This window comes from Paenibacillus pinistramenti, assembly GCF_005869875.1.
In the GTDB taxonomy this organism is placed as follows: domain Bacteria; phylum Bacillota; class Bacilli; order Paenibacillales; family Paenibacillaceae; genus Fontibacillus; species Fontibacillus pinistramenti.
The window spans coordinates 39,574-53,047 of record NZ_VAWG01000001.1 but is presented as its reverse complement, the minus strand read 5'-3'; the positions used below and the strand labels follow the sequence as shown (position 1 = coordinate 53,047).

General features: G+C 53.2%; 16 protein-coding genes. 15 read left to right on the top strand and 1 reads right to left on the bottom strand.

Features of this window, described 5'->3' with window-relative positions:
- The first annotated feature begins 102 nt into the window (after positions 1-102).
- The 4 genes from FCN15_RS00245 (at position 103) to FCN15_RS00230 (ending at position 3,237) form a co-directional block, all read left to right on the top strand.
- Positions 103-1,242 carry a hypothetical protein gene (locus FCN15_RS00245; RefSeq protein WP_203232058.1) on the top strand — a complete coding sequence of 380 codons (1,140 nt, stop codon included), beginning with the start codon at positions 103-105 and terminating at the stop codon, positions 1,240-1,242.
- Between the two features lie 79 nt (positions 1,243-1,321).
- The gene (locus FCN15_RS00240) at positions 1,322-1,504 is read left to right on the top strand and encodes an IDEAL domain-containing protein (protein WP_138492944.1); all 183 of its coding nucleotides are present in this window, start codon (positions 1,322-1,324) and stop codon (positions 1,502-1,504) included.
- 153 nt (positions 1,505-1,657) lie between these two features.
- Complete coding sequence (locus FCN15_RS00235; RefSeq protein ID WP_138492943.1) at positions 1,658-2,287, top strand: DUF1405 domain-containing protein; 630 nt, start codon at positions 1,658-1,660, stop codon at positions 2,285-2,287.
- 56 nt (positions 2,288-2,343) lie between these two features.
- Positions 2,344-3,237, top strand: coding sequence for a sporulation protein YpjB (locus tag FCN15_RS00230; RefSeq protein ID WP_138492942.1), 894 nt, complete (start codon positions 2,344-2,346; stop codon positions 3,235-3,237).
- 58 nt (positions 3,238-3,295) lie between these two features.
- Here FCN15_RS00230 and FCN15_RS00225 read toward each other — a convergent pair whose 3' ends face one another.
- Positions 3,296-4,165: a YitT family protein gene (locus FCN15_RS00225; RefSeq protein ID WP_138492941.1), complete on the bottom strand. Its 870-nt coding sequence runs from the start codon at positions 4,163-4,165 to the stop codon at positions 3,296-3,298.
- A 145-nt stretch (positions 4,166-4,310) separates the two neighbouring features.
- Between FCN15_RS00225 and FCN15_RS00220 the strand changes: the two genes are divergently transcribed.
- From FCN15_RS00220 to panD, 11 genes are all read left to right on the top strand, one after another.
- Positions 4,311-4,643 (top strand): nucleotide pyrophosphohydrolase, encoded by a 333-nt coding sequence (locus tag FCN15_RS00220; RefSeq protein WP_138492940.1) that lies wholly within the window; start codon positions 4,311-4,313, stop codon positions 4,641-4,643.
- 52 nt (positions 4,644-4,695) lie between these two features.
- A complete protein-coding gene (locus tag FCN15_RS00215; RefSeq protein ID WP_138492939.1) occupies positions 4,696-5,229 on the top strand; it encodes a tetratricopeptide repeat protein in 534 nt (177 codons plus the stop codon).
- Between the two features lie 19 nt (positions 5,230-5,248).
- On the top strand, positions 5,249-6,052 hold the full coding sequence (gene dapB, locus FCN15_RS00210) for a 4-hydroxy-tetrahydrodipicolinate reductase (protein WP_138492938.1): 804 nt from the start codon (positions 5,249-5,251) through the stop codon (positions 6,050-6,052).
- Between the two features lie 17 nt (positions 6,053-6,069).
- Entirely contained in the window at positions 6,070-6,492 is a 423-nt protein-coding gene (mgsA, locus tag FCN15_RS00205) for a methylglyoxal synthase (RefSeq protein WP_203232057.1), read from the top strand.
- Positions 6,489-7,184 (top strand): bacillithiol biosynthesis deacetylase BshB1, encoded by a 696-nt coding sequence (gene bshB1 / locus FCN15_RS00200; RefSeq protein ID WP_138492937.1) that lies wholly within the window; start codon positions 6,489-6,491, stop codon positions 7,182-7,184. Before mgsA ends, bshB1 begins: the two co-directional genes overlap by 4 nt.
- A gap of 62 nt (positions 7,185-7,246) precedes the next feature.
- Positions 7,247-8,401: an N-acetyl-alpha-D-glucosaminyl L-malate synthase BshA gene (bshA, locus tag FCN15_RS00195; protein WP_138492936.1), complete on the top strand. Its 1,155-nt coding sequence runs from the start codon at positions 7,247-7,249 to the stop codon at positions 8,399-8,401.
- A gap of 64 nt (positions 8,402-8,465) precedes the next feature.
- A complete protein-coding gene (locus tag FCN15_RS00190) occupies positions 8,466-9,815 on the top strand; it encodes a CCA tRNA nucleotidyltransferase (protein WP_238996439.1) in 1,350 nt (449 codons plus the stop codon).
- The gene (locus FCN15_RS00185) at positions 9,805-10,842 is read left to right on the top strand and encodes a biotin--[acetyl-CoA-carboxylase] ligase (protein ID WP_138492935.1); all 1,038 of its coding nucleotides are present in this window, start codon (positions 9,805-9,807) and stop codon (positions 10,840-10,842) included. The genes FCN15_RS00190 and FCN15_RS00185 overlap by 11 nt, the downstream gene beginning before the upstream one ends.
- 336 nt (positions 10,843-11,178) lie before the next feature.
- Positions 11,179-12,102, top strand: a complete 924-nt coding sequence (gene panB, locus FCN15_RS00180) for a 3-methyl-2-oxobutanoate hydroxymethyltransferase (RefSeq protein ID WP_138492934.1) — start codon at positions 11,179-11,181, stop codon at positions 12,100-12,102.
- The gene (panC, locus tag FCN15_RS00175) at positions 12,099-13,001 is read left to right on the top strand and encodes a pantoate--beta-alanine ligase (protein ID WP_138492933.1); all 903 of its coding nucleotides are present in this window, start codon (positions 12,099-12,101) and stop codon (positions 12,999-13,001) included. The genes panB and panC overlap by 4 nt, the downstream gene beginning before the upstream one ends.
- Positions 12,994-13,377 (top strand): aspartate 1-decarboxylase, encoded by a 384-nt coding sequence (gene panD / locus FCN15_RS00170; protein WP_138492932.1) that lies wholly within the window; start codon positions 12,994-12,996, stop codon positions 13,375-13,377. The genes panC and panD overlap by 8 nt, the downstream gene beginning before the upstream one ends.
- Positions 13,378-13,474 lie beyond the last annotated feature (97 nt).

The window sequence follows — 13,474 nt, the reverse complement described above, 5'->3', positions numbered from 1 at the left end:
AGAAGCGGGAGCGGGCTGCGCGGATGGATATTTTTTTATAAATAAGAGAATAAAAGCCGCAGGATTTCCCATAATGGTATTAAAACGGTGAGGCGATGTTCCATGAACCTGGCAGAAATGCTGACTTATGCCGATATCGAAATGCTCTCGAAAATAGCAGCTCACTATGAGTGCAGCTGTAATGCCCACTCCAAAAAGGAGCTTATTCAAAGCATTCTGAACAAAATGGGCAACCGCACGTTTATTCAAGAGCATGTGGACCAGATGGGCATTGAAGATTTGCGTTTTCTCAACACCTTGTTGTTCGACAAAAGAAGCCGCCTGAGTGTTGAAGAACTGCTCGCAAGCGCGGGGCAGGCCAAATTTGCCGATGACCAGAAGCAGGAAGGCTCGGTTCGGGACATAATCGCCCGGTTCAGGCAGAGAGGATGGCTGTTTAACGGTTCAACCCCGGATACCCGTTATTTGTTTGGGGTTCCGGATGATTTGAAGGCAAGGTTTCGCAGTGTGCTGGAACAGCAGCAGAAAGAACAAATTGTCCGGGTTGATGAGCCGGAAGTGTACCGGGAAGAGCAGGAACAGGCTCAGGAGGATTTATTTCTGCTCCTGCACTATGTCCAGCGGCACGAGGTTCCGTTAAACGCCGAAGGCGTCATGCACAAGCGCTGCCAATCCCAGCTGATGGAGAAGTTTCACATCTCTGAGCCTCTGGTGAGCCGCTCGGGCTGGCGGTTCGGGTATGGACGGCGATTCAAGGATTACCCGGACAGGCTTGCACTACTCTATGATTACGCCTGCTATCGCGGTTACCTGCGTGAGAGGGGGAATGAGCTGGTTCTGACGGAGCTTGGACATCAGATGGTTGACGAAGAGATAAAGGAACCGTTGCTTGATTTGATCCAATTCTGGTTAAGACTTTATAAAACCCCCATCCCTAATCTCTTGTCACTGGTTTATTGGATCAGCCACGGCAGCACCGGTTGGAGCAGCGCTGCATCCATTTTCAGCTCAGTTCAGAGGTTTATCAAGCCGTTCTATTACGATACACCCCAGTCGATCTTTCAGGACCGGATTGTCAAAATGATGCTCCACCTCGGCATGATGAAGGTTGGGGAGGATATGCGGCAGGAATTAGTCATTCGAATGACTCCAGCCGGTCAGAGGATCGTGAGCAGCCTGGTGGCCGGAACGGCTGGCCTGCATGAGCTGAAATCAAAAAATGTCCGGGATGTTCATGCTTGAAGCTCAATAGTCTACATCCTTGTTCACTTCAACTTCTAACCTTACTTAAAAATCTTATAACTGTTGGAGGTGCATCCTAATGGATAAAATGAAGGCTACTTATGAAGTTATGCTGACTTTGGCTGCGGAAATGGCTTTGGATGAAGTACTGCGTAAAAGTCGTGAAGAAAAGCTGTATGGTGAAATCGACAGTGCGCTGGCAGAAGGAAATGAAGCGGCCTTCCGACTTCTGACGGATGAACTGAAAACCTTGCAGAGATGAAGAAATGCTCCGGCATTTCTTCTTTTTTTTGTGCCGGCAGCCGGGATAGGATAAAATAGGAAAGAAATAGAGAACCGGTATGAAAGAGTAGAGCATGGAAGATTTGAATATGGAAAATAGAATATGGAAAAGAGAGAAAGGGGAAACCGATTCATGAATGTCAGTTTGGCTTGGAGCGAGCGGGTATTGACCCGTCCGGCACTTTTGTGGTTTCTGCTTGTCTGCAATCTTCTAGGCACGGTTTACGGCTATATCTGGTATGGTTCCCAGCTGGAATATACCTCTCAGCACGAGCCGGACTGGCTGCTGATCTTCGTGCCGGACAGCCCGACCGCAAGCCTGTTCTTCAGCCTAGCCCTTGTGTTCCTGATCTTCCAGGACCGTATGGGAGCGAAGTGGCTGCCCCTGCGCATGATTATCGAGGCTCTCGGCGTTGTGACGAGCATCAAGTACGGGATTTGGGCGGTAACGATGATTTTTGCCGGTTTTGCTCAGGGAGACGAGCTGGTGTGGAAGGATATCATGCTCTCTGCTTCTCACCTGGCGATGGCCGCCGAAGCACTGCTCTTCCTCCGCTTCTTTGTATGCGGAACGGCTGCGGTTCTGATCGCCGGGGTCTGGACCTTGCTAAACGATACGATCGACTATACATACGGAGTATTTCCTTGGCTGCCCGCCCCTCTAGGAGATGATTTGACAGCGGTGCAAAATTTTACGTTTCTGCTGACCCTGTGTTGTATCGCGTTATCCTGGATTTTGGTGCGCCGGGCTGGCCGGGCCTAGCTTTCCCGTTCTAAGCGGAGACAACCTGCCATAAATTGTGGTAGGGGGGATGTCCGGTGAAGGCAAGAGATAAAGGAGTTATTGCAGCGATATTATTGGCCGCATTGTTTATGACCGGAATATGCGGGGGCTGGACGGCCCGTGCGGAGGCGGCTCCGCAGATTAAGGGGAGTGAACAGCTGTCTGGCCAGACTCAAAATCTGCAGGCTCTGGAGCAGGCTTCCGAGTCGCTGTATCAGGCGATGCAGAACGGCAGGGCTGAGCAGGCTCAGCTGCAGCTCGAGCGGATAACGTCACTGATCAGCAAAATATCCTACCAGGGCTTAACTGGCGTTGACGGCATTCATGAGCTGACCGCATGTGTGCTCGATGCGCGAACGGCCGTCCTGAATGTAACGCCTTCGCCCGAGGTATGGAGCAGCACTTCCGCGCGTTTGCGGCTGGCTGTTGACAGTCTGCTGCATGCCAAAGGTGCGATGTGGCTTCAATATTATAAAGTGCTGCAGGAAGATTCGAGCAAGCTGGACAAAGCGGTGATTGAGAGTGACCCGGAGGCCGTGCAGAGCTCTTTTCAGAAAATGAAAGATCATTACGAAATGATCCGTCCTGCGGCGGTTATTCAGCAGCGAACGTCCGAAGTAACGGCGCTCGATTCCTGGATGTCTTATATCGGGAGCCTGAGCGGCGCAGACAAGCCGGATTTAAAGGCACTGCAGACTGCTTCGGCCGCAGGGAAGGGACTGTTTCAGGATTTGTTCGGCAAGCCGAAGGAAGAGCCGGTACTTCTGCCGATTACCGGGTACAGCAATCCCTGGCAATGGAGCTTCCTGATCGGCGTCTGGATTCTGCTGGCGCTCGGTTACACAGCCTATAGGAAATATTCGGGTGAGCAGGAGGTCCGGCCGGTACTGCCTTCGAGTGACAAGACTTCTGGCAAACGGACTTGGTAGGCTGCGGATACGGCAGGGAGGCGTTATAAATTCAGAGGGGAAGGCGAATGGCGAAGGGCTATCCTTCCCGGAAGCCTTCGCCCTGAACGTCGTGCACATCATTGATGACCATGAACGCGCGGGGATCTACCGACTTTACAATCATGCTGAGCCTGCGGATTTCTTGTCTCGATACGACACAGTAGATGACATTTTTGCCTTGCTTCGAGTAAGCTCCGATGGCTGGTATAAGGGTAACTCCGCGGTCCATATCTTTAGTGATCAGATCGGCAATGGCTTCGGCATGATCGGTAATGATCATAAAGGCTCTGGCCGCATAGGCGCCTTCCTGAATGAAGTCAATCACCTTGGAGGCAATAAAGACGGCGACGAGGGTATAAAGCACCTTCTCAATTGGAATAAACAGCAGCGATAAGCAGATAATCAGCACATCGGTAAACAGAATGACCTGGCCCATACTCCAGCCAAACTTCCTGTTCAGGATTCTGGCGATTATATCGGAGCCTCCAGTGGTTCCTCCATAGCGGAATACGATCCCGAGGCCTGCCCCAAGGGTAACGCCCGCGTATAGGGAAGCCAGAATATAATCCTGCTGTGTCTTGAAAGGATGAATCCAGCCGTGGTCGATCAGCAGTTCGAACAGCCACAGGAAGAAGGTCAGGGAGCCGATCCCTACTCCGGTATAGATGATTTGTCTGCCGCCGAGCATCTTCCAGCCGACCAGGAACAGCGGGATGTTCAGCACAAGCGTAGTTAAGGATGGGGAGATTCCAAAGCCGTAGTTCAGCAGAACCGTGATACCGGTTACTCCGCCTTCCGTCAATTTGTTGGGAATAATAAAATAAAGCAGTCCGAACGCGTAGATGGCGGTGCCCAGCAGAATGGGCATCGTTATTTTTATGAAACCGGACAATTTGCTGCTGTTCATGATATCCCTCTCTTTAATCAGCGTATAGAATTTGGATAACATTCCTAGTATACCTTTTTGGCTGCTAATTAAAAAAGCATTTGTTTTCAATTCTCCTTTAAGATAACATAAGGGGGGAAAAAGCCTGCAGGAAAGAGGGGATAAGATGGCTGACAGACCGCTTTCAGCACTGCAGAGGGAAGTGGATCAGTACATATCGCAGTTTAAAGAGGGCTATTTCAGCCCGCTTGCCATGCTGGCCCGGATGAGCGAAGAGGTCGGCGAGCTGGCGCGTGAGGTTAACCACCAGTTTGGCGAGAAGCCGAAGAAGGCTTCGGAGGAGGAGAACTCCATCGAGCTTGAACTCGGCGACATTTTATTTATTACGATCTGCTTCGCAAATTCATTAGGTATAGATTTGACAGAAGCCCACGATAAGGTCATGCGCAAATTCAATACAAGGGATGCGAACCGCTGGACCAAAAAGGACACCGAATAGGCCTCAGCTTCATATGCTGTATCATACCCCGGATGAGAGGGAGGGACAGCAGATGAAAGCGGATGATCTCTTGAACAAGGCTTACAGATGCATCCTGGACAACGATTTTGAAGGGGCCATCAGCTGGTTTGAGCAAGCTATAGCCATTGAACCTGAGCGGGCCGATATCCGCTACCGCTGCTCCATCACTTACGCAAGGAGCGACAAGCTGGATCAGGCGATCAGCAAAGCGGAGGAAGCAATCAGACTTGACCCGGATGAAGCCTCTTACAAGCTGCATTTTCAGCGGCTGCAGGCCAAAGATTTAATGCGGCAGGCCGTGAGGAAGCTGCAGTTCAGGCAGGACAATGACTTTGGTGAAGCGGCAGAGGCTGCGGTTCTGCTGGAGCAGGCGGCAAGGCTTGATCCCCTGTCTGCCGAGGCTCAGGTTTGGCTTGCCTTGTCCTATGGGGAACTCAAAGATTACCGCAAAGCGCTTAATGCCATTTGGGAAGCATCGGCTTTAATGCAGGATGATACCGTATCCGCACATTTGAAAAAGCTGGAGCAGCGATTTAAGACCTATATCGATCACACATCAAACTAGCAAAATGGGAGGACATCATATGGCTGATCAAATACGAGTAGCGGTTGCGGGTGCAGCCGGTAAAATGGGCCGGGAAGTCGTCAAGATGGTTCTGCAGGACGAAGAGCTGCAGCTTGTTTGTGCGGTCAACCGATCGCACACCGGAAGTGATGCCGGTACGCTGGTTGGCCTGCCGGCTTCCGGCGTCTTGATCGAGAACAATCTGGAGAGGGCGCTGAAATCGTCCGGAGCTGATGTGCTCGTGGATTTCACGACACCGCAAACAGTCTATGCCAATACCCAGCTCGCCATATCGCTCGGAGTTCGTCCGGTGGTGGGAGCTACAGGCTTCACCCCGGAGCAGATTGAGGAGCTGGACAAGCAGTGCCAGATTCAAGGCATTGGCGGACTTATTGCCCCCAACTTCTCGATCGGGGCTATTCTTATGATGCAGTTTGCCGCCCAGGCGGCCAAATATTTTCCTAATCTCGAAATTATTGAATATCATGGTGACCAGAAGCTGGATGCTCCGTCGGGCACAGCGGTTAAGACAGCGGAATGGATTGCGGCGAACCGTCAGGAGATCAGACAAGGCAATCCGAATGAAGAAGAAACTATTGAAGGGGCTAGAGGCGGGTACTATAACGGCTTCCGGATTCACAGTGTGCGGCTGCCGGGGGTATTTGCCCAGCAGGAAGTGATTTTTGCGGATTTTGGCCAAAGCCTGAAGATCCGGCACGATTCTTACGAGCGTTCCGCCTATATGCCGGGCGTTAACCACGCAGTCAAGAGGGTTATGAATTATAAAGGAATGCTGTACGGCTTTGAGCACTTAATGGAGTAGAGGGAGGATTTTCGGTTATGCTGAATATTGCGTTTATTGCCCATGATCGTAAAAAAGAGGATATCGTCAATCTGGCAGTGGCTTATGAGCATGTTTTTAAGGACAAGAAGCTGTATTCTACCGGAACAACCGGACAACGGATTATGGAAGCGACGAGCTTAACGATTCACCGCTTTCTCTCCGGCCCGCTTGGCGGCGACCAGCAGATCGGCGCTTTGATCGCCCAGAATGAGATGGATCTCGTGATCTTCATGCGCGACCCGCTGATGGCGCAGCCGCATGAGCCCGATATTACCGCACTGCTCCGTCTGTGCGATGTGCACGGCATTCCAGTGGCTACGAATATGGCTACGGCAGAAATCATGATTAAGGCGCTGGACCGGGGAGACTTTGGCTGGCGTGAACTTGTGGAGCTGCACAAGCCGAAGGCTGAGAAATGAGCAGGCTTGACATCCTGATCTTTGGGGCGCATGCAGACGATGCCGAGATCGGCATGGCCGGAACGATCGCCAAACATACGGCAGCTGGACTTAAGGTCGGCGTGTGTGATTTGACCTTTGCGGAAATGTCATCAAACGGGGATGTGGAGCGCCGCAGGAAGGAAGCTTATGAGGCTTCAGCCGTGCTGGGGCTGCAGGTCCGGTCCAATTTAGGGCTGCCTGACAGAGGGCTGTATCTTACTCCCGAGCATATTGCTGCGGTTACCGGGGAGATCCGGAAGCATTCGCCAAAAATTGTTTTTGCTCCTTACTGGGAGGACAGGCATCCGGACCATGTTGCCTGCAGCAGACTTGTAGAGGAAGCGGTATTTAACGCCAAGCTGCGGAAATATATGCCGGACAAGCCGCCGGTCCTTGTTGAGGATTTGTTCTTCTATTTTATTAACGACTGGGCAGTTCCGGATCTGGTTGTTGACGTCACGGATCATTATGACAGCAAGCTGAGAGCTTTGAATTGCTATAAATCGCAGTTTGAACAGGTTCAGGGCGAAGATTCGGTATCCACGCCTTTAACCCAGGGTTACGTCGAGCGTGTCAAAGCCAGGGATTCTCTTCTTGGACAAAGAAAGCTTATTCCTCTGGCTGAAGGCTTTGCGGTTAAAACGCCTTACCGGATTGAACGGTTTATCTGAATGGAACGGTTTATCTGACCGGAACTGAACCATATTACTATCATATAGAGGTGGTCCTGAAGTTGAGCAAACCGCTGAAAATCGGCATAACCTGCTACCCGTCTCTTGGCGGATCGGGCGTCGTTGCGACTGAATTAGGCAAGCTGCTTGCCGAGCAAGGCCATGAGGTCCATTTCATTTCGCACAGCGTTCCGTTCCGGCTGGGGGCTTTTAATAAAAATATTTATTACCATGAAGTCGAAGTGACCGACTATTATGTGTTTCGTTATCCGCCGTACGATTTATCTTTGGCGAACAAAATGGCTCAAGTAGCCAAAAGGGAAAAACTCGATGTCCTGCACGTTCACTATGCGGTGCCTCATGCGGTCTGCGCGTTTCTGGCCAAGCAGATGGTCGGCGACAAGTTAAAAGTCGTTACAACACTGCACGGCACGGATATTACGGTGATTGCCCAGGACGAATCGCTTAAGGATCTGATCCGCCTGGCAATTAACGAGAGTGATGCGGTTACCTCGGTATCCAATGATTTGATCCGCGAAACGCGAGAGCTGCTGGATATTTCGAGGGACATTGACCTGACTTACAATTTTGTGGATAAGCGCGTTTATTATCCGAGGGATGTCAAAGAGCTGCGTAAAGAGTTTGCGTCCTCGGATGAAAAAATTATGATGCACGTCTCCAATTTCCGCCCGGTCAAGCGGGTTTGCGATGTGGTGGACGTCTTTGACAGGGTGAGCCGTCAGCTGCCGGCCAGACTGCTGTTTGTCGGCGAGGGGCCGGATCTCCCGAAGATTCAATATAAGATCAGACAGATGGGCCTGGAGGACAAGGTTCATTTTCTTGGAAAACAGGACGAGATTGCCCAGGTGATCTCACTGGCTGATGTGCTCCTGCTTCCTTCCGAGAAAGAGAGCTTTGGCCTGGTTGCACTTGAAGCCATGGCCTGCGGCGTGCCTACAATCGGTTCGGTTGCCGGAGGAATTCCGGAGCTGGTCAAGCATGGAAGCACGGGGTATCTTGCACCGATCGGTGACACGGCTGCTATGGCGGAATATGCCCTCAAACTGCTCAGCAATGAGAGTCTGGCCGCAGAATTCAGGGCAGCCTGCATCAAGCGTGCCGAAGCCGAATTTAGCAGCAGCGCAATTACGAAACAATATGAGCAAATTTACTATCGTGTGCTGGAGTCAGCGGTTCCGAGCATGAATCGCATGTAAGGTCGTAATGCCGGCGGCTGGTGAGCCGGCACATGGATGGTTTTGGCGAAACGGGGGATGAAGCTTGAAACGGAATTGGCTTCAGGCTGAGCCCGAAATGGCGGCGGCCGGCGATGAGGTTCTGCGCCGTCTGGAAACAGCCGGTTATCAGGCTTATTACGTTGGCGGCTGTGTCCGTGATGAATTGATGGGCCGGGCTGTTCACGATATGGATATTGCGACTTCTGCGCAGCCCGGGCAGGTTATAGATTTGTTTGAGCGGACAGTGCCAACAGGGCTTGCGCACGGCACGGTAACTGTCCTGCTGGAAGGATTCTCGTTTGAGGTCACCACGTTCCGCCGGGAAACGGGTTATGCCGACCACCGCAGACCGTCCGAGGTTGAGTTCGTCGAGGGAATCGGCGAAGATTTGAAACGGCGCGATTTCACGATGAACGCAATTGCCCGGAATCTGGACGGGCAGCTGTTCGATCCTTACGGAGGCAGCCGCGACATTGAACGCGGCTGGATCCGCTGCGTCGGGAAGCCCGAAGAACGGTTCGAAGAGGACGCGCTGCGCATGCTGCGCGCGGTCCGCTTCGCTTCCGTCTTCGGCTTCAAGCCGCTCCCAAGCCTCTGGCGCGGGCTTGTGCAGTGCCGCGATGGCATGTCGTACATCGCGGTGGAACGGATCCGCTCGGAGCTCGAGCGGATCGTGCTCGGGCCGCGTCCACTGCGCGGCCTGGAGCTGCTGCGGCGCAGCGGCCTGCTGGAGCGGGCCAAAGCGCCGCTGCCTGCCGGGGCCGGGCAGGACAGCCCGGCCGCCCTGGCAGCGCTGCCTGCGCTTGCGCCGGAACGTCCGGCGCTGCGCTGGTCGCTGCTGCTGCAGGCGCTGGGCGTCTCCGCCTCAGACGCGGAGACGCTCCTGCGCACCTGGACCTTCCCGGGTGTGCTGACCCGGCAGGTCGTCTCTGTGCTGCAGCTCGACGAAGCCGCCGCCCGGCTGCTGGAGCCTGCGCAGGAAGGGGCCGCCGGAGCTTCCGGCTCTTTCAGCCCTTCCGGCCCTTCCAGCCCTTCGGGCGGCATGGACTGGCGGCGCAGCTGGATAAAGCTTCAGCTTGTCTGCGGCAGGGAGGCGACCGCTCTTTGGCTCGAGCGGGAAACAACATTGAAATCCGCAGGTGCCCTTAGGAACCCTGACCGTGCTCTGCTCGTTGAACGTGCACAGGAGTGGCACAGACAGGTACCGGTTCACCAGGTGTCTGATCTCGCTGTAACGGCGGGTGAAGTGATGGCGCTGAGCGGACGCCGCGGAGGCCCGTGGCTGGGCGAACTGATGAAAGAGCTGCTGGAGCAGGTAGCGTCCGGTGACCTTTCTAATGAGCAGCCGGCGCTGCTGAATGCGGTGAAGGAGCGTTTTGAACATGGAATCTGAATCAAATCAGGTTGAATCGAATAATCTTGAATCAAATCTTGAATCCGAGCAGCCTGAACAGCTGCTGCTGCGTATGTTCAAGGAACATGCAGGGGAATATATATCCGGCGGGGAGATCAGCCGCCGGCTCGGGATCAGCAGAACGGCTGTCTGGAAGCAGATCAACAAGCTGCGTGAAGCCGGGTATGAGTTTGAAGCGGTATCCCGCAAAGGATACCGGTTAACCGGTGAACCTTCCAGGCTGGCAGCGTTCGAGCTTATGCTGGCCTTCAAAACATCCGTGCTCGGACGAAATCTGAAGCTGCTGCCGGTCACGGAATCGACTCAGGATGAGGTCAGAATGCTGGCCGAGCAGGACGCGCCGGAAGGAACGCTGGTCATCGCCGAAGAGCAGACGAAAGGCAAAGGACGGATGGGGAGAACGTGGTATTCTCCGCCCGGGAACGGACTATGGATGAGCCTGCTTCTGCGGCCTTCTTTGCCGCTCGGATCCGCTTCTCAGCTGACGCTTATGACGGCAGTAGCGGTATGCCGGGCGATCCGGACTGTCGCTAAAGTGGACGCCGGCATTAAATGGCCGAATGATATTTTGATTGGCGGCCGGAAGAGCTGCGGAATTCTGCTCGAATCCTCGGGTGAAGACGAACGGATCAAATACTGCATTGTCGGAATCGGGATTGACGTCAACATGCAGGCCGATGAGCTTCCGGATGAGCTCGCTTCCATCATGACTTCCCTTAGAATTGAAGCCGGACAGATTGTGGACCGTGCGCAGCTGGCGGGCGGGATCATGAATGAAATGGAGAAGCTGTACAACCTGTATCTGGATGAGGGGTTTGGTCCGGTCGCCGCATTATGGGAGGCATTATCGGTCAGCCTGCATAAAGAGGTTACGGTCCGGATGGTGAACCGGGAGCTGTCGGGTACAGCCGTGTCGCTTGACCCTTCAGGTGCGCTGGTCATTCAGCTGGCAAACGGGGACACTGAAAAGGTCTTCTCCGGTGACGTCACTATTAACCGTCAATGAACCGCCAATGAATGGCAAATGAAAATGAAAATTGACAGATGAAAAAGTTAACGTCATTTGTTATACTGTCCCTATGAGGCGGTATCGGATTATCCGAACAGCACTCTTGGGGCAGTATTTATTTTTCGTAATATGAAATTGTTGGTTATGTTATTTCCGGTTACGCCTGGATTCTGCTCTGAGCCGAAAGGACCGAGACAGAAGGGACGATCGCCATGTGACTCTTCTTAGGACTTTCGGGCCTTTTTAGTGTAAACTAAAGGCTTTTTTGTCATGTTTAAAGGTAAAATTGTCCGGTTCGCCGGACAGGCCGACTACGAGAGGAGAAATGATAAAATGGCATCAAAACAGGCTCTTAACATTTTGAAATTAAAAAAGATGAAGCGGAAAGGCGAACCGATCGCCATGGTTACCGCCTATGATTATCCATCGGCAAGGCTTGCTGAAGAAGCGGGGGTAGATATGCTGCTGGTCGGAGACTCCCTGGGCAATGTGGTGCTTGGCTACGATTCGACAATTCCCGTAACCCTTGATGATATGGTTTACCACTCCCGTTCTGTTGCGAGAGGCGCGGAGCATACTTTTATTGTTGCGGATATGCCGTTTATGACCTACCACGGCAGTCTGGATGAAACGCTGCGCGGCGTAAGACGGCTGATGCAGGAAGGACACGTCCATGCCGTCAAGATGGAGGGCGGAGCCGAAATCGCGGATACGGTTGCGGCTGTCGTCCGTGCAGGCGTACCTGTACTGGGCCATATCGGCTTAACGCCTCAGTCGGTCAATCAGCTTGGAGGCTATCGTATCCAAGGCAAAGATGCCAAGGATGCGCGCCGTCTGCTGGAAGACGCCAAAGCGCTGCAGGAAGCGGGGGCATTTGGCGTTGTGCTCGAATTAGTAACGGAAGAAGTGGCGGCTGAAATTACCAAGCTGCTCGAAATCCCGACGATTGGAATCGGAGCCGGCCGCGGCTGCAGCGGACAGGTGCTTGTATTCCATGATTTGGTTAAATATACGGATAACTACCGCGAGAAGCGGTTCGTTAAGACTTTTGCCGATGCAGGTTCGCTGATCAAAGCGGGAATTGAAGGTTATGTGAAAGAAGTGAAGGGCGGTCTGTTCCCGGCTGAGCAGCATGTGTTCGGTGCGGAAGAAGGGGTCGTCGGCTCCCTGTACGGCAATAAGGAGAGCAAGCCTGAGCAGGAGGCTGTGCAGCAAACAGACAATGAAGCAGAGAGAAAGGTTGGCGCTGCAAGATGATCACGATTAAAGAACCTAAAGAGCTTCAGCAGGAATTGAAACGCCGCCGCTTTGAAGCGGCCAAACAGGGGCATGAGCTGACAGTAGGCCTTGTTCCGACCATGGGTTTCCTCCATGAAGGACACGCCAGCCTGCTCCGTGAGGCAAGAAGCAGCGACGTGGTTGTCCTCAGTATTTTTGTGAATCCGATCCAGTTTGGACCGAATGAAGACCTTGACCGGTATCCGCGGGATGCCGCCCGTGATTTGGCTCTGGCAGAGAAAGAGAAGGTCGATATCGTCTTTATGCCGGAAGTGGAGCACATGTATCCGCAGCCTACCAAAACCAAAATCCGGGTAGAGGAGCTCACCTCCCGCTTATGCGGCGCTTCGCGTCCCGGTCATTTTGACGGCGTTACCACAGTAGTAGCAAAGCTGTTCCACATTGTGAATCCGGACTTTGCCTACTTCGGGATGAAGGATGCGCAGCAGGTTGCGGTCCTCAGCCAGATGGTGCGTGATTTGAATATGGACGTGCAGCTTGTGCCTTGTCCGATCGTGCGCGAAAGCGACGGGCTGGCGCTCAGCTCCCGCAATGTGTATTTGACCGGCGAACAGCGTGCGCAGGCTCTGATTCTTTCGGCTTCCCTGAAGGAAGCTTACGACCTGGTGACGGAGCATAAAGTGACCACCGCAGGCGAACTGAAGCGCAGGCTGACCGAGCGAATCCAGTCCAAGCCGTTAGCAGAGATTGATTATGTAGACGTGCTTACGTTTCCGGAGCTGGAGCCGCTTGACGAGCAAGTCCGTATAGACGATTACCAGGGGGATCTTATCGCTGCACTGGCCGTGAAATTTGGGAACACCCGCTTGATTGACAATATGTTATTTGAGAAAAAGGACGTGGCCCTTCATGTATAGAACGATGATGAAATCCAAGATCCACCGCGCTACGGTTACCGAAGCGAATTTGAATTATGTCGGCAGCATTACCATTGATGAGGATTTGATGGAAGCAGCCGATCTGCTTGAGAACGAAAAGGTGCAGATTGTGAACAACAACAACGGCGCCCGTCTCGAAACCTACGTCATTACAGGACCCCGCGGCAGCGGTGTGATCTGCCTGAACGGCGCTGCAGCCCGTCTGGTGCAGCCTGGAGACAGTGTCATTATTATCTCTTATGCGCAAATGTCTCCGGAGGAGCTGAAGAATCACCGGCCGACTGTAGTGTTTGTTGACGAGAACAACCGCCCGAGCGAATCCGCCGACAAGGAAATGCACGCTACCGTCCGCTGATGCGGATGAAGGACTTGAGGGCATGAGGCCTTGGGTTCAATAAGAATGGCCTGCTCAAGAGAAAGCTGGTCCCGTTATGTAATCATTGGTCTGCAGA

Excerpts from the sequence above, each read along its gene's own strand:
- FCN15_RS00245 (WP_203232058.1), top strand. The coding sequence starts at position 103 with ATGAACCTGGCAGAAATGCTGACTTATGCCGATATCGAAATGCTCTCG.
- FCN15_RS00240 (WP_138492944.1), top strand. The coding sequence starts at position 1,322 with ATGGATAAAATGAAGGCTACTTATGAAGTTATGCTGACTTTGGCTGCG.
- FCN15_RS00235 (WP_138492943.1), top strand. The coding sequence starts at position 1,658 with ATGAATGTCAGTTTGGCTTGGAGCGAGCGGGTATTGACCCGTCCGGCA.
- FCN15_RS00225 (WP_138492941.1), bottom strand. The coding sequence starts at position 4,165 with ATGAACAGCAGCAAATTGTCCGGTTTCATAAAAATAACGATGCCCATT.
- FCN15_RS00220 (WP_138492940.1), top strand. The coding sequence starts at position 4,311 with ATGGCTGACAGACCGCTTTCAGCACTGCAGAGGGAAGTGGATCAGTAC.
- FCN15_RS00215 (WP_138492939.1), top strand. The coding sequence starts at position 4,696 with ATGAAAGCGGATGATCTCTTGAACAAGGCTTACAGATGCATCCTGGAC.
- dapB (WP_138492938.1), top strand. The coding sequence starts at position 5,249 with ATGGCTGATCAAATACGAGTAGCGGTTGCGGGTGCAGCCGGTAAAATG.
- mgsA (WP_203232057.1), top strand. The coding sequence starts at position 6,070 with ATGCTGAATATTGCGTTTATTGCCCATGATCGTAAAAAAGAGGATATC.
- bshB1 (WP_138492937.1), top strand. The coding sequence starts at position 6,489 with ATGAGCAGGCTTGACATCCTGATCTTTGGGGCGCATGCAGACGATGCC.
- FCN15_RS00185 (WP_138492935.1), top strand. The coding sequence starts at position 9,805 with ATGGAATCTGAATCAAATCAGGTTGAATCGAATAATCTTGAATCAAAT.
- panB (WP_138492934.1), top strand. The coding sequence starts at position 11,179 with ATGGCATCAAAACAGGCTCTTAACATTTTGAAATTAAAAAAGATGAAG.
- panC (WP_138492933.1), top strand. The coding sequence starts at position 12,099 with ATGATCACGATTAAAGAACCTAAAGAGCTTCAGCAGGAATTGAAACGC.
- panD (WP_138492932.1), top strand. The coding sequence starts at position 12,994 with ATGTATAGAACGATGATGAAATCCAAGATCCACCGCGCTACGGTTACC.